This window comes from Calothrix sp. NIES-2100 (assembly GCF_963875285.1).
Taxonomy (GTDB): domain Bacteria; phylum Cyanobacteriota; class Cyanobacteriia; order Cyanobacteriales; family Nostocaceae; genus Aulosira.
In genome coordinates this window covers 2,523,523-2,543,356 of the sequence record NZ_CAWNLA010000001.1, presented here as the reverse complement: position 1 = coordinate 2,543,356, position 19,834 = coordinate 2,523,523, and the positions used below count along the sequence as shown (strand labels likewise).

Genomic DNA, 19,834 nt, shown 5'->3' with positions numbered 1-19,834 from the left:
CCTTTTCCCTTTCCCAAAAGGGAGATGAAAATTGCTTATCCGAACCGTATTGCTTGTCTCCCTTGTCCTTCTTCTCCCCCTGCCCCCCTACCCCTCATCCCCTAGGGACAACGAGGATGAAGGCCGCCTTGAGTACAAATGTAAGCTAGTTGTTTGGCATCTAAGTTTTTGGCTTGAGAAAAATCAACTCCTTGGACTACGGCAGAGACTGAACCTTTAGATGGTGTTTGGACGAATTGATCTGCTGGATCTTGCTTGGTAGGTGAAAGAACTGTGCCCTTAAAATCAGCGCCTGCAACATTGGCTCCCCGTAAATCGACAAGGCTTAAATCAGCATTTTGCAAGTTGGCGTTTTGCATCTGAGCAGAACGCAAAACAGCACCAGTTAAACGAGTCGCGCTTAAATTAGCATTGCTGAGATTAGCATGTTCAAAATCGGCTCCAGATAAGTCTGATGCTTGCCAATCGGTTTTGGTTAAGTTGGCATAGGATAATTGTGTGCCGATCGCAGTGACGCGACCTAAACGAGCTGCATATAAATCAGCTTCGTTCAATTTAGCATCGCCTAAATCTGCCCCGGTTAAACTGGCATTTTCTAAAACTGCACCACGCAAATCGGCTCCTACTAGTTGAGTGCTGCTGAGGTTAGCACCAATGAGACGCGCATCAGATAAGTTCGCTCTGTTGAGGGTGGAACGACTCAAATCGCTACGGTTCATTGTCACGCGGCTGAGAATTGCGTCGGTGAAATTGGCTTGCTTCATTTGCACTTCGGTCAAATCAGCCACAACATCGTCGTAGGTATCCCAGCGCCCATCTTCGCCAACGTTGCGAAAGCGACTACCACGAAAACTAGCTTGATTAAGATTTGCAGATTTGAATTTAATTCCCGATAAATCAACCTTGTCTAATACCAAGTTGAAGGAGGGATTAGCTTCGGCGCTAGTGAAACCTAATTGGGTACGACTTAAATCGAGTCCGTGACTTTGACCACTGTAAACAGCGAGAATTTTGTTGATCGCTTTTTGATTGAGTTGTAACTGCTGTTGTCGTAATTGCCCATCTTGGGATGCATTTGTGTTTTTAGATTCCAACTCACCAGCGAGAAACTGATTCTGATTTTTTAATTCTGGGAGAGCTTTTAAACCAATATGCACTAAAGCTTGTTGAACTGTATCCACTAGGGTAGGGTTGGTTTCCTTAACTAGTAGATCCGCCAGAAATTGAATCGCTTGGGAGTCGTTGAGAGTACCCAGAGCGAGAATTGCACTGCGGCGTTCTTCATTGGTAGCAGTCGAGTTGGGGTTGAGCTGTTTTACCAGTTCCAAAAATTGTTGGCTGTTGATCTGCTGAGTTCGGCGCTGAGTTTCCTGAGTTTGGATGTAAATTTGAGTGCCTACTAAGGTTGTTAACACAGATGTCATACTCACCAGCGCTACTGCAATGAGGGTGAGATTAGGATTACGCCGGATCAGATCCAATAAAGAATGTGTCTGTGTCGTTTCATTTTGATTTTCTGCCGGGGACTCCTCCTCATCCAAGTTGTCACCAGAAAGTGAAGTTGGCAACGGACGAGTTGCATCTATTGTATGAGTACCTGCCAAAATATCATGGAATGCCCGCCGCCCTTGCTTTGATGGTAAGCCAATTGCTTCGGCGGCGATCGCTAACAATGCCAAAACTGCAAAAATCCCCACATTAGGAAAGGCTAAGCTGTAGCGCCACAGCAAATAAGCGACGGATAAAGGTACAGTCCAACGCCCAACGCCTTCGCGCAGTATCGCTGCACCGAAACCGGGTGCTTTGCCTTGGTCGTTCACCACCCGAATGCCAAATCGCCGCTTGGGTAACGTACTACCTGTTTTTGCCAGTAAATATAATTGCCAAGACGATAGTGTCACCGGTGCTAATAAAGCTATGCTCCACAAGATATTCGTCGGCCAAGCTACATTACGGATACCATAGCTCACGGGCAAAGCTAAAGGTCGGGCGATCGCTCTTTCTGTGACCACCAGTACGGGATTAGGCTGTACACGGTTTAAATCGCTGTTGGAATTAGCATACACGCCTAAGCCGAAGGGAATCAACCCAGTGGCAGCCACCAAGGTGATTTCAGCTGTCCAAGCTGCAAAACGTCTAGTTACTAATGACAGTGAATGGGATTTTTCCGGGTTGTTTGACCGATTAGATTGATCGTTACGTCTCCTGACAATTGGGGTCGCCATCGTATTAATTACCTTTAACTTTACTTCTACACCGCTTTGAGGGCGGTTACAATCGGCTATTTTTTTTGTTGAAAACTACTAGAAACAAAAAATTTGTATCCAACATACACCAACCCTGCCAACACTGCCAGACTAATCGCAGAGGCTACAAGTTTAAACACTACTTGCACCATTGCTAGACCTAATAGCACCGTCACGCCTAAAACTACTAGCTTTTTCGTTCCAGTCAAGCTATTGAACCTACTTTGCAATTGCATTAGCTGGGAGTTTATGCTCTCAAAATTCCACCTAGTGCTTGGTCTTGGTTTTTCTGGCTGGGAATTAATCTCTGCCTCTAGCTTTTGGAGGCGACGCTGCAAGTCTTCTTCTGGTTGAGGATTCATAACTCTTTTCTACCTCAGCTTTGGCTCGGTTTTGTCTGTGATTTTAGCTGATGTATATGTTTGTCAGACATCTTTCGATAAATCACCATCTCGTTTTTGGGAAATTTCAATTTAATAAATTCCTCAAACACCTTTATGGCAACGATTTCATGATTTTTCTGCGCCAATCCGGACATTCCCAAATCGTACAGGTGTGGTCATCAACAAAAACATTAATTAATCACAATCATACTGAGTACTTTAGTTGCTTAGATATCAGTAAGAGTTGTCGATTTCTGCTTCCTTACCAAACCGATACTTCACGCTTTTTTCATCCAGATTATGTTTTATATTTTTTATATATAAAGAGCAAATTTTATACCTAGTTTTTTGGAACACAAAATGATTACGATCGTCTTAAATCTTAGATTATGTCTTAATACCGCTCGATTACCAGTCGGGAGCATGAATTTAATCTTATGAAAATGCAGAGAATATTTACGGTTGTTCCCGCAGCTTTGGCAATGAGTTTGGTGTTTAATAATGCCAATTTGGCGCAGACCCCACCCAAAGTTGTTAATCCCAACTTTAGCCCCGACCCATTAGTTGTGAATGGCAATGGTGAAGGTTCTGTGAAAAGCAATTGTGGTCACATTCCTGCTAAACCTAGTCAAGTTATTCAAGTACCCAAATCGCTGCCTTATTTGCGCGTCACTGTAGAGAGTAAAGGACAGCCAACTTTGCTAATTGATGGGCCTGGAGGAAAGTTCTGTGTTCTCGCAGATAGTTCGGAAGCGAAGGCAGAACTAGCTGGCTTTTGGCAAGCGGGAGAATACTCATTTTATGTCGGGGACATATCTCAACGGGAATATAGCTATACCCTCTCAATTTCCCAACAGCCATCGAAGAAGTAGTCCAGATGTCGTAGGGGCAGGTTCAGCCAGATAGTCGTGAATTATTGGATCATATCTGTAAACCCGCCCCTACTGTTTGTGAGAAATGCGGATAAAGTGCTGACTACAAGTTAGATGTAATACATCAGTTCCTTTTTTTGTTGCGTGCTACGGCGATCGCACAAGTCTTGGAGTGTATAATTTTCCAAAACAGCGTTAGCCGCCTGACGTGCTTCTTGCCAAACTTCTTCAATGATTTGAGTTTCTAATGTTTTCCCATGTTGCTCAACTTTCGCTGTCACCGCCTCTACTCCTTCAATGCAGCTCCAAGCGTCCAGTAAGGTAATTTTCTTTGGTTCTCGTGCTAAAACGTAACCTCCCTTGGCTCCCCGGATACTCTTAATTAGACCGCCACGCCTCAAAGTTGCTAGCAATTGCTCTAAATAGCGGTTCGGTATATCTTGGAGTACAGCCATCTGTCGGATTTGTAGAGATTCGCCACTAGAGTAACGGCTCGCCAACTCTAACAGCGCTAGAAGTGCGTATTCAGATTTGTTAGAGAGTTCCACTGTTGTAATATATTAAACTTAATAAATTTAGTTTTACTGTTGACTTTTGCTTCAGGTTATGTAAAGCAAAATTTGCTCATCAATCTTTGCTTGATTGGCTGATTTAACTTTAGAGACTCTTAACCATAGAAGCAAATATTTTTCTTTCTCAATACGATAAATAAAACTTATTATTCAGGGATAATCGCCTCTGAGCAACAAAAACAGGGGAGAAATAGCCTTAAGTAAGGAATTGTGTATTTCTTGGGATTAGTATTCCCAGAAATACAAAAATAGTATCATCACAACTAAAGTTGTAGCTGAGTTCTGCATAAAGAGGCAAACAACATGGAACTCAAAGCCGTTGCAATGCAAATTCCGGAAGACTGTAACGTTATTTTGGGACAAACCCACTTTATCAAAACCGTGGAAGACCTGCATGAAATTATGGTAGGTATATCTTCACAGGTCAAATTTGGGATTGCTTTTTGCGAAGCCTCAGGCCCATGTTTAGTCAGAAGCACAGGAAGCGATCGCTCTTTGGAAGATGCAGCAATTAACAATGCGATCGCTATTGGTGCAGGTCACAGTTTTATTATTTTACTGAAAGACGCTTATCCGATAAATTTTCTCAATGCCATCAAGCAGTGTCCAGAAGTCTGTACAATTTACTGTGCCACCGCCAATCCTGTAGAGGTAATTGTCGCCCAAACCGAGCAAGGTAGAGGTATTCTCGGTGTGATTGATGGATTTTCACCCAAAGGATTAGAAACGCCGGAAGATGTCAAGGCGCGTCAAAGCTTTTTACGCCAAATTGGTTATAAGCTTTAGACCAAAGCATTAATGAAATTAACTAGGACTGACTGATGGATTTCTTAAGACAGGCTGGGATGTCCCTGCTGGGAGGGTTTATTATCGGTGTTGTGTTTGGTTGGATAAAGTTACCTGCTCCAGTTCCTCCATTATTAGGATTAATCGGGGCAGCAGGTGTATTATTGGGAGGATATTTTTACGACTTGATAGTGAAATTAGTATTTAAGTAATGGTTAAAACTGCTGATGAGATGGCTTAATGTTTAATTGTGTTTGCAGCATTCAATTTAGCTTTTAAGTCTACCCATGTAATACCTGCTAGGCTAGGTAGAACGACGTTAGCTGCACCTACACGCTCAACCGGGCCGAGTCCGACTGTTAACATCCCGCCGGCTAAACCAGCTTCAATCCCAGCAGACGCATCTTCTACGACTATACATTGATTTGGTGGTAATCCTAGCTCTTGGGCGGCGAAGAGAAATAAGTCGGGTGCGGGCTTAGGTTTTTCCACACTATAACCATCAGCGATCGCATCTACTTTATCAGCAATCCCTAATTTCTCAACAACTGTATGGGCGTTTTTGCTAGCTGAACCGATCGCAATTTTAATTCCAGCTTGGCGTAGTTCATCTAAAAGTGCGATCGCACCTGGTAACAAATCCTTTGGTGTAATATGTTGAATTGATTCTACATAATAATTATTCTTCCGCTCCATCATCTCTTGGATTTGGGCTTCTGTATACTGTCTATTTTTAACAATCAGCATCAGTGATTCCCGCCGCGACACTCCCCGCAGCGCTTCATTATCCTGCCGATTAAACGGGATTCCCTCTTCATCGGCTAGCCTTTGCCAAGCGCGATAGTGATATTCTGCTGTATCGGTTAATACCCCATCTAAATCAAAAATCACACCGCGAATATCAGAAGATAGGGTTGCTTCTTTCCGCAAATCAAACTCATGCCATTTTCCCCGCCAATGCAGTTGGAATTTCAAGCGCGTCCAACTAGGAGGTAATTGGGGATGAGCTACAGGGCCATTTTCGGTGAATTGGATACCACCAAAGCCAAAAATCACTGTTTGCCAGATTCCCCCAGCACTCGCCCCATGTATACCATCGTTATTATTACCCCGGACATCTTGCAAATCTACCATCGCCGCTTGCATAAAGCGTTCGTAAGCCTCGGCTGATTTACCTAAATCTGAGGCTAAGATAGCGTGAATCGCAGGGCCGAGGGAGGAACCGTAGGTAATATCTGTGCGGGGTGCGTAGTAATCCCAGTTTACCTGTAAGGTTTTTGGGTCGTAGGGAGATTCCCCTGATTGGCGCATCAGATATAGCAGCATTAACACATCTGGTTGCTTGAGTACTTGGCGTTTATTCGCTCCTTCTATCCCTAAGATTGCTTGCATGGAACGTGTACGCGGTTCGTATTCATTTAAGTTGATATCTGATAATTGGAAAAATCCCTCGTACTGCTCAATCATCCCTGTGGCAGAATTTTGGAGAATCCAAATATTGTCGATGATATCTTGCCAACGCGATCGCTGTTTTGTACCCAGATGCAATTTCTCTTCTAGTTCCCTGGCTTTTTCCGGGAAGGTAGCCTTGAGCCAATCATAAACTTTGATCGCTCGTTCCAAATGCCATTGCACCATGCGGTTGGTGAAGGTATTGTTATGGACAAACTCGTGATATTCATCTGCACCAATCACGCCGCGAATCTCATAACGTTCGTATTTGGGGTTAAATTCCACCCGACTACCCCAGAATATGGCCGTATCTAAAATAATCTCAGCACCACAGTCTCCCATCCACTGATCATCATTAGTGGCTTGCCAGTAGAACCAGACGGCGTAAGCGATATCTGCACTAATATGAATTTCGCGATCGCGGCACCAAATCCGTACATCTTCCCCATAAGGATCGTTGGGTAACGCCCACCTTGGTGTAACTTCATCTCCACTATCGGCACTTTCCCAGGCATACATCGCTCCCTTATACCCATCGTGAGCTGCCTTGCGTCGCGCTCCATTTAAGGTATGGTAGCGGTAACTCAGGAGATTGCGGGCTAAGGCAGGTTGGGTATATATAAAAAATGGCAGAATAAAAATTTCTGTGTCCCAAAATATATGTCCGTGATAACCGAAGCCAGAAAGGGTTTTGGCAGGGATACTGACTTTGTCGTCATCTTTGGGAGCAGCAATGAGAAGTTGAAATAAATTATAGCGAACAGCAAAAGCTGCTATAAGATCCCCTTCGATTATAATATCACTTTTTTGCCAAATTTCAGCCCAAGCTTTTTCCTGCTCTTGAAGAAGGGTTGCGTAGTTGGGTAGAAGAGTCAATTTTTCTCGTGCTGCTTGTTCTGGTGCGGCAACTTCCCGCGAGGTAAAAACGGTCACCAGCTTTTCGGCTGTGACTGTCTGATTGGATGTCGCCAGGAAGGTGGCGCTGAGAGTTGGATAACCAGGCGCACTGTTAACCTGTAAAGAAGCTTCCGCCCCAGAAATAGTCAACTTAGCAGCCAAACCAATATCAATCCGGGAGTTGCGCGTGCGGCGATGTAACCAGATACCCTCGTCTGTTTTGTCTTGTTCGAGACATTCCCAATGATTAAAACCGGGATTTTCTGGATAACCGTTGATGCTAGCTTGAATTTCAATCACACCAGAAAAATCTAGAGGTGTGACTTGACAGCGTTGCCCTAACACATGTTGATCGGCGATGCTAGCGAAGCGCTCAAAATGCAAGTCTATTGTACTTCCCTTCGGGCTGCGCCAACGTACAGAACGACTCAAAAGACCTCGACGGACATCAAGTTGGCGACTATAGTTTAATATCTCACCTTGATCGAGACGAAAGCGATCGCCATTTATCGTCACCACCAATGGTAGCCAATCAGGACAATTGACCAATTCCGTATAGACAACAGGAACCTCATCATAAACACCGTGGATAAAAGTAGCCGGTAATGCACGCATGTACCCTTCCTCAAAGCTACCTCTGGTTCCTAAATAACCATTGCCGATTGTAAAAATCGTTTCTCTAGACTGCAATTGGTCGGGGTGAAACTGGGTTTCAATTAAAATCCAGTCTTGATAAATAAAATCGCGATAATTACCTGTTATATCCATTGTCATTTGTCATTGGTCATTGGTCATTGGTCATTGGTCATTTGTCAACAGTCAACAGTCAACAGTCAACCCTCAACCGTCAACATTCAACCGTCTCCTTCACTCACGATGCAAATGCTTCTCCAAAATCTTTTCGGCTCTGGGTTTATAAATTAAATGAAATAGTGTTTGCATATAGCGCAACCTGGCTTCAGTATTTTCAGGAGCTACAAAATTCCAAAAGCCATAGATTTTCGCTAGCAACAGCAGCTGATTACTATGTAATTTCCAGTTGTATTTATTGCGAATTCGTTGAATCATCCAATCGGAAACTTCATCCCAATATTCCCGATGGCTATCGCATTGGTTACAGAAATCCCCTATTTTTGTAGCAGAGCCTTCTAAATCTGTAGGATTCAGCGTAAATCTATCTTCTTGCTCTTCAATAATTTCTAAAGCCCCGCCAAATTGAGTGATGAAAGTTGGTAAGCCAGAAATCATGGCTTCTAAAATACTTCTCCCAAAGGCTTCAAAGCGAGCGAAGTGGACATAAATACCCTTTTTATCCGCAACTACTCGATACACTTCCCCAATATCATTATTAGGAAGACGCATCCCCAACCAACGAATATGTCCGTGGAGTTGGTATTGGTTAATAATGTCGTGAAGTTTTTGAATTTCTGCGGCTTCTTCAGCATTGGCGGCTTCAGATGTATGCAACTTGCCTGTTATTATAAATAAGTTGCAATGCTCTTTTAGAGCCTGACTTTTACCAAAGCACTCAGCCAATCCAGTCAGATTTTTAACCGAAATTATGGGAGCTACAGTTAAAATCGGTCGTTTTTCTAGATGATTTAAGTGACCCAAAATCTGTGAATCTTCCCGGTGAAAAAGTAAGTCGTTGATTTGTGCTTGCAGTTTTGGATCTCGGTTTTCTGCTTCATTGAAAGGGAAAAAGATGTCCTCACTAACTCCCGGCGGTACCACGTTGAATTTATGATTGAACAAATCGATGCCATCAATTACGTGATACAACTGGGGCATGGTAAAACACTTGTATGACTCATACTGACCGATGGTTTCCGGTGAGCCGACAATTTCTTGGTAGGATGAGGTAACAATAAAATCGGCTGCATTCATATTGATCAAATCTGCACTAAATTGTGCTGAGAAATGATATTTTTCCTCTAAATCTTGCCAGTAAAGATTGCTAAATAAATTTTTTGGCTTTTCTAAAACATGGGCAATATGGCAATGGGTGACTTTCAGCCGTTGGGACAGGAGAAAGGCGACTAAGTTACCATCGGTATAGTTACCAATTAATAGATGGGGTTTACCCTGAAATTCAGCTAGTAGTTCTGTTTCTGCATCGTGGGCAAATGTTTCTAAATAAGGCCAAATTTCATATTTAGAAATCCAATTCTCGGTAATTTCGGGGTTAAATTCCCCAAAAGGTACGCGCAATATCCAGCCATTTTCTGTCCCAGCGATTTTTTCCCGCCGCAGGTTGCAAAATGTACCTTCGCAGTGAGGAATTAGTCGCGTCAGAACAATTACATGGGGTTGAATATCTAAAAGGTCAAGTCCAGCCAGTGCAATTTCTTTTCGCAGTTTGTTTTCTAAGCTACGCGCTTGTTCGAGAACATAAGCAACTTGACCTAAGGTTTCATCTCTGCCGAGAACTCCCTCTTGTCCCATCCAACCATGTATGGAAATCAGCACCACCCGGAAGACAGCGGGAACACGCGCCACAAATGCTTCTAACATTGCCGGCTGGGGATTTTCAATCAAGCGTTGGAGAAGTTCTAAAGTTTCGCCCATGCGCGAAGCTGTGTTACCCCAACCTGGTTCAAAACCCAGTTCTTCCAATTCCCAGCGAAATTTGGCGTATGGTGTGTCAGGATGCTGCTGACTCAGGAATTTGCGGACTTGCTGCATGTTTTGGGCTAATTCGTCGCCTGATTTAATGCGATCGTTAATCAGCAAGCCAATGCCATCATAGTTTAATCCATGTAATACCTGAAATAATACATCTAAACAGTATTGTGGATCTGTCAATACCTGACTACACAGATAACGGTTGAGAAAGCCTAGACCTTGACCAATATTTCTCGGATCGCTAATCGTGGGAGAATTCGCGTAAAAGGGATGCAGATCTATATCTAAAATATGGGGTTGGTAGCGATTAACCAGACGATCTCTCACATCCAGTAATGCTTGGGGTGTCATTTGCTCAAATTGAGTACCTGCGGTTGTTAATCGCCAAACCTCCTGGCTCGCAATCCGGGGACGAACCACAAACCAAGTATTGTCCTCTTCTAAAATGATTTCATGACAGTAGTGAATGAGTTTACCTACAGAAGAAGAATGGTAAAAGTACGTAGGTCGATGGGATTGCTCGCAATAGTCAGCAAAAGCTTGTAAAATCTCATTTCTCAGGAAGTAACGCTTATCAGTAGCTTTGAGTGCCAAAATTAACTGGCGCAGAGCAATTTTATCATCACTATTTAAGGCAGCTTGAACTAGCTCATACATGACTAAGTCCTAGAAATCTGAGTAGGTCACGACCTCATTAGTTGTCTCCTCAACAAAGATGCTTTTAGATCGCTGGTGTCTAGAGGTACATTTCCCCTGGAATTGTAAAAAATCTATCAAGTCCTGTACGTCTAGCTAGAGGATGAGATATGCAAGACTCGTTAAACTTACCTTAACCACGCTAGACGGTATAATTTACTTTTGTCTGAGTGAGGCTTAGTAATTACGGCAATTGGTTATTTTAAAAATCTTTACCCACAAGTCTCATGAGGATTTTGTCAATTTGTAGGGATGACAACTGACAGGCTCAGGGCAGTCAACTTTTCATGAATGACATAACATACAACTATTTTCATGACCTCATTCTAAAGGTAGACATTGCAGACATATAAGTAGAAAGATGCAAATAAACACAATCATCTAAGAAACAATAAACTTTGCGCAAACCCTGTTCTGTTTTAGCTTCTGGCTTTTATCCACATAATATTCACCTATGATTAACTTACACTTAATCAGAATTTAATGTTATTTAGAGTGTAATTTAGTCTTATTTCTGCCTACTTATAATAAGTTACAAAAAGCACAAAAAAATCTAATTTACTGAAATTAGGGAAATCTAATTTTTACCATAATTTTATAAAAAGCTCCTGATTGTAAGGATATGGTAAAGAATAGCGTAAATTTCGGTTGAATTGGGGTTTTTCGAGTCTCCCTTTCTTGACAAAGCAATTGGTAAATGCTTAGTATTCTTGTGTATGTACGTACGAAGCCTAGGCAGCAGCAAAAATATTTAAACCCTTCGGCTTGGCTAGCTAATTTTTCCCAGGTGGCGTCTTATGTATCTTATACAATCTTCTAAAAACATTGTCTGGAACTACAAAGTCCCTATATTATTGAGGTGCAATCTGTCTTAATTGCTAGTTTAGGACAGGTAAACAGGTTCGATAGGTAAATTTTTAGTTTAGCATTTCATGTCCTGAACTTTCAATACCATTCAGAGTGACGCATTGAGAATTATCCCTCTCATATAACGCTGATATGTATGAAGCACGGAAGTTATCTAGGGTTGATGAGGTAAAGGTTGCACAAGCGGTAAACCTGCCCTTGGAAATCTAGTTGTAATGCCAGAAAAAAGATTTCATCTAGAACTCACCCCTGTCAAGGTATGACTCCAAAGTTTTGCGTTTTTTTAAAAAACATTTAGTAATGTCTAAAAAACCGGAATTGGTGTTGACAATACTGTAATAGTGAGCAGTCATCCATTTTCGGAGATTTTTGGCAGCAAGAGTCACCAAATTTTGAATGCTTTGCAGTCAGGAATCAAAATTGAATAAAAATTCTCAGGAATTAAAAGAGCAATTTACGCAATCTAAACACCAGTAAGTTGGGAGATTGATAGTGTGCTTTTTAACAATTCCCAAATTTTCGCTGAAAAAAAATTAATAAACTTTTAACAAACCTGTCAAGTTTCGGTACTGTATGAAAAAGATATTAGGAGAAGTGGAAGAAGGTATTGCTAGGACAGACGGTAACAATCGCCAGCTTCTAGAAGAGATACTGCTCAATTTACTACCGGACAACAAAAACTTAGTATTGAAATTTAGTCAAGCATTTCAATTCAACGTTTTTTCTTTAGGAGAGGAGATAGTAAACTATAGTACATTCCCGACAACAGAAAATTCTGTTCAGTTTGAACAAAATCAGCAGGGTTTTTACATAGTTTGTCAAGGTCGAGTGCGACTGGTGGGGTTTGATGCAGCGGCACAAAGGGAAGTACCATCTGCATTGTTGGAGGCGGGAGACAGCTGTGGGACAGATGAGTTATTTGATGATCGCCCTCTAGGTTACCGAGCGATCGCCGCCAGTACAGGGATCATTGCTTTTATACCGACAGCCAACCTCCAGACGTGGTTAGGACAACTACCCCAACTGCCAGATTACTTGCAACGCGCCACAGCAAATCGGCAAATGTTGCTGTTCTTTAAAACTATAGTTGATTTACAAAAACGGGCAGCAAGTTCCAAACTCAAAGAAGATCTCCGCAAACAACAATCTAAACTCCAACAAGAAGCAACAGAGGAATCAAAAGAAACTGTTAAAAAAGGACTTGGTCGTCAGACATTACTTTCCAGCCATACTCTCAAAGAGTTTTTACCCTACCTAGGAGAAATCAAAGTCCCTGCTGGCTCTGTGCTGACGCAAGCAACTCCAGCAAATAGTGGACGCTTCTTTTTACGTAGTGGAGAGATTCAAAGTCAAAATAACCCATCACAACCACCGCTGTTGATTGGTGACAGTTGGGGATATCCCCAAGAAATACCCACAGATTGGATTGCGCAAACAGATGTGGTCGCTTATAAGCTACCCCTAGAACATTGGGAAGCAGCTCTAGCAATTATTCCCATGCTCGCCGAGAAAGAAGAGAATGGAGCAACGCCTGCGGCGACGGGAGCAGGTAAAACTATAGGCTCACCCAACCGCACTCGCAGAGCTGCTGTAGCGCCCACAATGTTCTTAGAGCAACCGAAATCCCAGGAGCAATCACCGCATCAGCAGCCCTCAGGCCTACAACCCAACTCCCAATCAATCGAATTTCCCCATCCCAATAAGTACCGCCGCCCTTTGTTTGGCAAACGCTATCCTTTCATTCAACAGCAGAGTAGTTCTGATTGTGGTGCGGCTTGCTTGGCAATGATCTCCCAATATTGGGGGAAAAAATTTAGTATCAATATGCTGCGGAATTTAGCCAATGTGGGACGTTCTGGAGCCTCCCTCAAAAGCCTAGCCGCAGCCTCAGAAAACTTAGGATTTCAAGCCAGACCAGTACGCGCAAGTTTTAACCGCTTAGTCGATCAGAAACGTCCTTGGATTGCACATTGGCAAGGAGATCACTATATAGTGGTGTTCGCAGTCAAGGGAAATCAGGTGATGGTTTCCGATCCGGGCGTTGGGCGGCGCAAGCTGAGTGTCAAGGACTTTCAAGCAGGCTGGACGGGATACGCACTGTTATTAACTCCCACACCGACACTCCAGCAAACACCTTCATCCAAACCCTCTTTAGGAAGATTTTGGGGCGCATTTTTGCCTTACCGCTCAATGCTGATCCCGATCATCGGAGCCTCTTTACTCTTGCAAGTGTTTGGTCTGATCACTCCCCTATTTACACAGATCATTCTTGACCAGGTAGTAGTACACAAAAGCTTAAGCACCTTGCAAGTCATGGCTGTTGGGATGCTGGTGTTTAGTATCTGGCGCATTGCTTTGGGGAGTATTCGCCAGTACATGCTAGTGAATTTTTCCAATCGGGTAGACTTAACCCTCGTTAGTGGATTTATTCGCCATGCCTTAAACTTACCCTTGCAGTTCTTTGCCTCACGTCATGTAGGTGATATCCTCACCCGTGTTCAGGAAAACCAGAAAATCCAATCCTTTCTCACCCGTCAAGCGATCGGCGCTTGGTTAGATGTGTTGACAGCAGTTGTTTATATAGCCCTCATGGCATATTACAACTCGCATTTAACCATCTTGGTGCTGTCAATCCTCGCACCCCTGATCCTGTTGACAGTTGTTGCTAGTCCGATGTTGCGCCAGGTATCGCGAGAAATTTTTAATGAAGCCGCTAAACAAAGTTCCTCCCTGGTAGAAATGCTCACAGGAGTGGCTACAGTCAAGGCAGCAGCAGCAGAGCATGAGTTGCGTTGGCGCTGGGAAGAACATTTAACCAGTACGATCAATGCCCAATTTCGCGGTTATAAATTGGGCATTGGTTTAGGAGTTATTAGTGAATTAATTAATACCCTAGGTAGTACGGCATTACTTTGGTATTCTGCCACACTGGTAATTCAAGACCAACTCACTATCGGTCAATTGGTAGCGTTCAATATGCTGATTGGTAATGTGGTAGGCCCGGTGATGTCGTTGGTGGGTCTGTGGGATGAATTGCAGGAAGTCATGGTTTCTGTAGAACGCTTGGATGATATTTTTAACACAGAACCAGAAGAAACAGCGGAAAAAGCAATGATGGTGTTGCCCAAACTGCGAGGTGATGTGGAGTTTGAAAATGTGACCTTTCGCTATAATGCCGATGATGAGCGCAATATTCTACAAAATATTTCCTTTGCGGCCCATCCTGGTCAAACAATTGCCATTGTGGGTCGGAGTGGTTCGGGTAAGAGTACCTTAATTAGCTTATTACAGGGTTTATATCATCCGACTACGGGAAGAATTTTCGTGGATGGGCACGATATCCGCCATGTTTCCCTCCAATCTTTGCGCCGTCAACTGGGAGTAGTCCCACAAGAGTGTTTTCTGTTTTCGGGAACGATTTTAGAAAATATTTCTTTATATCGTGAAGAATACAACTTAGAAGAAGTGGTGGAAGTTGGTAAACTAGCAGAAGCACACGCTTTTATCCAAAGTTTGCCTTTAGGATACAGCACTAAAGTCGGTGAGCGGGGTTCTAATCTTTCGGGTGGACAAAGACAGAGGATTGCGATCGCTCGGGCGCTGTTACCCAATCCCCGAATTCTGATTCTAGATGAAGCTACTAGCTCTCTAGATACAGAATCCGAACGTCGCTTTCAGAGGAATTTACAGCACATCAGCCGCGATCGCACTACCTTTATCATTGCCCATCGCCTCTCTACAGTCAGAAATGCCGACAACATTCTTGTACTAGATCGAGGGGTGATTGTTGAGCAAGGCTCACACGAGACACTCATCGCTCTCAAAGGTCTTTACTATCATCTAGCTCAGCAGCAAATTGATATCTAAAATTAAGCTGTTTTGATCAACGTATAGTAATGTGGAAAAATTGCGGAATTAGGGACAAAAATTTATTAGTTAGACATTGACAAAACAACAAATACACACTTAAGCACTAGTCATATTATTAAGTTGAGCAATATGGCACAGGGGAAATAATTCTTATCAATTAAGCTAGGGAATTTGGTGTCAAATCAGGAGTAAATTAGTAAATATACTGACAGCCTTGATAACTTCATCAAGGTTTTAAAATCAAAAAGATTTCATGAATTAAGTTTATTGAAGTTAAGTTATCAGCTAGTATTTGATGGCAGATTTATGCCAAGAAACAAAAACCCCCTACTTTGCCAAAAATAGCAATAGTAAGGTGTAAAGGTTTAGTACTTGGTAGTGATTTTTATTTACAGCCAAGATGGGAAGAAAAAATACATTTTTTAATCAAAAAAACTAGCCAATTTGGCTAATGTCATTCCCAAGACAGATTATGATATAAGTATATACGTACATAATAAGTCATCAATAACTACAGAGTTATCATAACTCATTATGTAAGGATATTGGGAGGTAGTAATTACTGCTCAGTTAAAAAATTAAAGTCCATTGCTAAATAGACTTTAATTACAAATAGTCGATGAAACTAGTTATCCTTCACTTGGTAGTGAACCTAGTCGATAAGATTTACAAGCAATACTGTTGAGATGGTCACCATTTAAATAGTAATTGCTGTAGCACAAAAGCCTGACAATGAGTCAAGCTATTTTGGTAGAAACCGTAACTGGCAACAGCGAAGTTTCAATTATAGAGAGCTTCCATGAAAATCCTTTTAAAATCTCTAGTTTATCAAAATGTAAATCCGTCAGTCGTGCCACCAAACCCAGAGCCATCTTTGGCTATTGATGAAGGTGACATGCTAGTAGATTTATCATCAGAGACAGCTTTCCTTTACGGAGGTACAGCTGTTTCCGAACAGGTAATGACCAAGCAGGGAGCTAATTTACAAGACAATTTCCACACAGCAACTCCCAAGACATTTCCGGCTGAATCAGTAAACTGGTCTGGTTCTTTGCAAACAGTACTAGACGACCCGCCCTCATCTCTTCCCTATCAAATAGTATTAGGCGGAGTCATATTTGGAATATCTGTGATGGCTTGGGCGACCGTGGGACAAATTGACGAAGTCGGTAAAGCCTCAGGAAGATTAGTTCCCCAAGGAGAGACATATAAAATCCATGCAGTTGTCCCAGGGAAGATAGCCCGCATTGATGTTAAAGAAGGTGAGACGGTAAGAGCCGGACAGATATTAGCACAACTCGACAGAGAAATAGCCCTGAATGAAGTTGAGCGGTTAGCGCAAGAGACTGCATCTTATAAAACTCAATTAATTCAAACCCAATCCTTAATTGAAAAAACCCAATTAGAAGCAAAAACCCGTGTAGCGATCGCGAATGCGGAAGTTAAGGGACAAGAAGCAGTAATTAGCCAAACTAATGCTAAGATTGACAGCCAACAAGTAGCGATCACTCAAGGTCAACAAAGAGCTAATACTGGACAATCACTATTATTACAACTAAATACCGCTGCGAGTGCCGAACAGGAAAGATTAGAACGGTTAAAATCATTAGCAGCGCAAGGTGCAATCTCCAAAGACCAAATATTTCAAGCACAACAAAATTTGGGCGATCGTCAACGTACCATTACCCAACAAACCGGAGAAATTCAACAAGCGATCGCCGAATCAAAACGATTGCAAGCAAGTTTAAGACAAGTTCTCGCAGAAGCCCAGCAACTACAAGAACAACTAAACCAGAAGCGAGCTGAAGGTAACACAGTCCAGTTACAAGCCCAGCAAACAATTCAGAAACTAGAAGTAGATAAAACTCAGTTGTATGCCAAAATCCAACAAACTGAAAAACTCTTACAGCAAGCAAAAGCTCAATTAAAACAGCTTTCTTTAGCGGCTCCCGTTGATGGAATGATTTTGTCTCTCAACGTCAACAACAGCGGGGAAGTAGTGCAACCAGGACAAACGATAGCCGAATTAGCTCCTGAGGATGCACCACTGATTCTTGAGACCGTTTTACCTACTCAAGAAGCAGGTTTTATCAAGGTAGGAAACACAGCAAAAGTCAAATTTGACGCTTATCCCTATCAGGATTACGGTGTGATTAAAGGTAAAGTTATATCGATTTCCCCAGATAGTAAACCAGATGAGAAATTGGGAGCAGTCTACCGAGTAAAAATTGCACTAGACCGTAATTATGTGAAAACAAATCATCAAACTGTCCAATTTAAAGCTGGTCAGACGGCTAGTGCTGAGATTATTATTCGTCGTCGTCGCATTGCAGATATTATCCTAGAACCAATCAGGGAACTGCAAAAAGGCGGGATCAATTTATAAACCTCTAGTTAAGCAAGTTCAATAAGGATTAATTTTATGAGCTACCAAATTTCTTCTCCTCAAAAAAACTATCAAAAAGCTATTAGTCCTGAACAATTAAATCAAGTAATTGAGGCTATTACGGAAGGTAGATATTCTTGGGCTTGTGTGCTAATTCTGCGTTTTGTGGGTTACAACCCACTTCACTTTATTCCCCAGCGGACTTACAGCCGTCTCATCAAAGAAAATAGCCAACCTCAAACTACACTCGTATCTACTACTAGTAGAAACCTATCAGCCAGCCTGCAATCTTCCATGAATAGCTCTAACCAACGGGCTTCCACTCAGGTCTTAAATAAAATCAATGACCTAGATTATATGGAAACATCCGACAAAAAACAGACTAGTCTAAATGGCGGCAGTAATTTATTAGTTGGTCCAGAAGCAGTTAGTAACAATAATATATTCCACAAGTTATTTAATCCAGGCAAAAACTAGTACCGCCAGCCAGTAAGTTCTGCAAAAATTTTAAATAGTTGCTCTTGACGCGCCTGCTGTATTGGTAAAGTGGGCGCTTAAATTAACCGCCATCCTGACAGGTAATTAGGAATTACGAATTCCTTGCCACCCCCACAAAATCAGGATTGGCGATTTTATGTCCAGGGCACAGTCCCAAACTTGAGAACAATAAATAGCATAAGTCTATGCTAAAACAATAAAAAAAATTTTTCGCCAAAATGACCACATTTCTGGCCAATAATTTTCTAATCTATAAATATCAATTAATCAGCTTTGAGCAAGCTAAATGCTAGCCCATTTAGTCATATCTTGCACCAGTTACCTTATGGCAATTTTTGTAGGGTGGCTACTGGTTACCTTTTGTTTAAACCTTGAAAATGGTGCCAGATATCAGTTTAGCTCACCTAGTAGAACAAAAAACAGCAGTTCTACTGTTGATTAATAGGGTTAAAACAATATTAAAAATCGCCATCCACGGATCGGAGATTTTGTCAGTGCTGGGAGGAAAGCGTAATGCTAAACCTGTACTAGTCAGTAGTCAGAGGCTTTCGATATATTGATATAGCCCATAAATCAGGAATTAAACGAGACGAAAAACAACTGACCGATGACACCCGCAACATCGTAAATACCAACATTATTCAAGATTTAGAAAAAATGACTACTCAGACAAAAATGATTGACTTCAAAGGCCATATTATTTTTCCAGAAGATATTACTACCCATCTGAAAAAGACGTTGCAGATAAAAGAATTGTGTAATAACATTTTATATCAAAAAATTATTGATAAAGCTGCTGAAGAAAGAGGGCTAAAACTGACTTCAGAAGAAATTCAGGCTGAGGCAGATCGGCTACGCTATGAACATCGTTTAGTAAAAGCAAGTGACACTTTAGCATGGCTAACAGATCAGCTGATTGTTGCGGATGATTGGGAAGCAGGAATTCGCGATACTTTGTTAACTAAAAAATTGTCCGAGATTTTATTTAACAAAGATGTCGAAAAGTATTTTTCCGAGAATCAGCTTGATTACGATCAAGTTCTCCTCTATCAAATAGTTGTCCCACATGTACAGTTAGCTCAAGAAATCTGCTATCAAATAGAAGAAGGGGAACTCAGTTTTTATGAGGCTGCTCACATTTATGACATTGATGAGAAACGCCGCATCAACTGTGGTTATGAAGGCAAATTTTATCGTTGGAATCTCAAGCCAGATATAGCAGCCGTTGTGTTTAGCACTAGACCAGGAGATATATTAGGCCCACTAATTATAGACCAATCAAGTTACATTTTAATGGTAGAAGAATTTATTCCTGCTGAGTTAACACCAGCAAGACATCAAGAAATTTTGGATAAAATGTTTAAAGAATGGCTAGCGGCGGAACTCAATTATCTTTTGAATGCCTAAATAGATAACAGATATCGTTAATAATTTTTCCAAATGCAACTAGTACGGCTGCCTTGGAAGTCACGCATTCAAAAGTCTTATATTCTCGGCTTTTGCGCCATTTGGAATAGTATGTTTATTTACCCGCCCGGTGTACTAGATAATATGGGAAATATCTCAAACCATTGCAACCAGGTTATTATAAATTATGCGTAGCAATATTTTGTGCTGTGAAAAATTCCGAATATCACAGCTTGTACGAAAGAAATTAAATAGCTAGGTAGACCCTGATAACTAT

General features: G+C 41.8%; 13 protein-coding genes. 8 read left to right on the top strand and 5 right to left on the bottom strand.

Features of this window, described 5'->3' with window-relative positions; all coding sequences use genetic code 11:
• Positions 1-101 precede the first annotated feature (101 nt).
• Both AACU32_RS10990 and AACU32_RS10985 read right to left on the bottom strand, forming a co-directional pair.
• Positions 102-2,225 (bottom strand): pentapeptide repeat-containing protein, encoded by a 2,124-nt coding sequence (locus AACU32_RS10990; protein WP_096599601.1) that lies wholly within the window; start codon positions 2,223-2,225, stop codon positions 102-104.
• Positions 2,226-2,281: 56 nt separating this feature from the next.
• Complete coding sequence (locus AACU32_RS10985) at positions 2,282-2,608, bottom strand: hypothetical protein (protein ID WP_096599600.1); 327 nt, start codon at positions 2,606-2,608, stop codon at positions 2,282-2,284.
• Positions 2,609-3,066: 458 nt separating this feature from the next.
• Between AACU32_RS10985 and AACU32_RS10980 the strand changes: the two genes are divergently transcribed.
• Positions 3,067-3,501, top strand: a complete 435-nt coding sequence (locus AACU32_RS10980) for a hypothetical protein (RefSeq protein ID WP_096599599.1) — start codon at positions 3,067-3,069, stop codon at positions 3,499-3,501.
• A 110-nt stretch (positions 3,502-3,611) separates the two neighbouring features.
• Here the strand turns inward: AACU32_RS10980 and AACU32_RS10975 are convergent, their stop codons facing one another.
• Positions 3,612-4,049, bottom strand: a complete 438-nt coding sequence (locus tag AACU32_RS10975; RefSeq protein ID WP_096599598.1) for an RrF2 family transcriptional regulator — start codon at positions 4,047-4,049, stop codon at positions 3,612-3,614.
• A 327-nt stretch (positions 4,050-4,376) separates the two neighbouring features.
• Here AACU32_RS10975 and AACU32_RS10970 point away from each other — a divergent pair, with 327 nt between their 5' ends.
• Positions 4,377-4,859, top strand: a complete 483-nt coding sequence (locus tag AACU32_RS10970; protein WP_096599597.1) for an adenosine-specific kinase — start codon at positions 4,377-4,379, stop codon at positions 4,857-4,859.
• A 35-nt stretch (positions 4,860-4,894) separates the two neighbouring features.
• The gene (locus AACU32_RS10965; RefSeq protein ID WP_096599596.1) at positions 4,895-5,071 is read left to right on the top strand and encodes a XapX domain-containing protein; all 177 of its coding nucleotides are present in this window, start codon (positions 4,895-4,897) and stop codon (positions 5,069-5,071) included.
• A 25-nt stretch (positions 5,072-5,096) separates the two neighbouring features.
• On the opposite strand, the gene pgmB is transcribed toward AACU32_RS10965, so the two are convergent.
• Together pgmB and AACU32_RS10955 are read right to left on the bottom strand one after the other, a co-directional pair.
• Complete coding sequence (pgmB, locus tag AACU32_RS10960) at positions 5,097-7,976, bottom strand: beta-phosphoglucomutase (protein WP_096599595.1); 2,880 nt, start codon at positions 7,974-7,976, stop codon at positions 5,097-5,099.
• A gap of 99 nt (positions 7,977-8,075) precedes the next feature.
• Positions 8,076-10,490, bottom strand: coding sequence for a sucrose synthase (locus AACU32_RS10955; protein WP_096599594.1), 2,415 nt, complete (start codon positions 10,488-10,490; stop codon positions 8,076-8,078).
• A gap of 1,479 nt (positions 10,491-11,969) precedes the next feature.
• On the opposite strand from AACU32_RS10955, the gene AACU32_RS10950 reads away from it, so the two are divergent.
• The 5 genes from AACU32_RS10950 to AACU32_RS10930 all read left to right on the top strand — a co-directional run bounded on the left by AACU32_RS10950 (position 11,970) and on the right by AACU32_RS10930 (position 19,557).
• Positions 11,970-15,263, top strand: a complete 3,294-nt coding sequence (locus AACU32_RS10950; protein WP_096599593.1) for an ABC transporter transmembrane domain-containing protein — start codon at positions 11,970-11,972, stop codon at positions 15,261-15,263.
• Positions 15,264-16,065: 802 nt separating this feature from the next.
• The gene (locus tag AACU32_RS10945) at positions 16,066-17,652 is read left to right on the top strand and encodes an HlyD family efflux transporter periplasmic adaptor subunit (RefSeq protein WP_096599592.1); all 1,587 of its coding nucleotides are present in this window, start codon (positions 16,066-16,068) and stop codon (positions 17,650-17,652) included.
• Positions 17,653-17,688: 36 nt separating this feature from the next.
• Complete coding sequence (locus AACU32_RS10940; RefSeq protein WP_339377762.1) at positions 17,689-18,129, top strand: HetP family heterocyst commitment protein; 441 nt, start codon at positions 17,689-17,691, stop codon at positions 18,127-18,129.
• A 398-nt stretch (positions 18,130-18,527) separates the two neighbouring features.
• Complete coding sequence (locus AACU32_RS10935) at positions 18,528-18,710, top strand: hypothetical protein (RefSeq protein WP_339377761.1); 183 nt, start codon at positions 18,528-18,530, stop codon at positions 18,708-18,710.
• A gap of 115 nt (positions 18,711-18,825) precedes the next feature.
• Positions 18,826-19,557: a peptidylprolyl isomerase gene (locus tag AACU32_RS10930; RefSeq protein WP_096607949.1), complete on the top strand. Its 732-nt coding sequence runs from the start codon at positions 18,826-18,828 to the stop codon at positions 19,555-19,557.
• Positions 19,558-19,834: the final 277 nt, after the last annotated feature.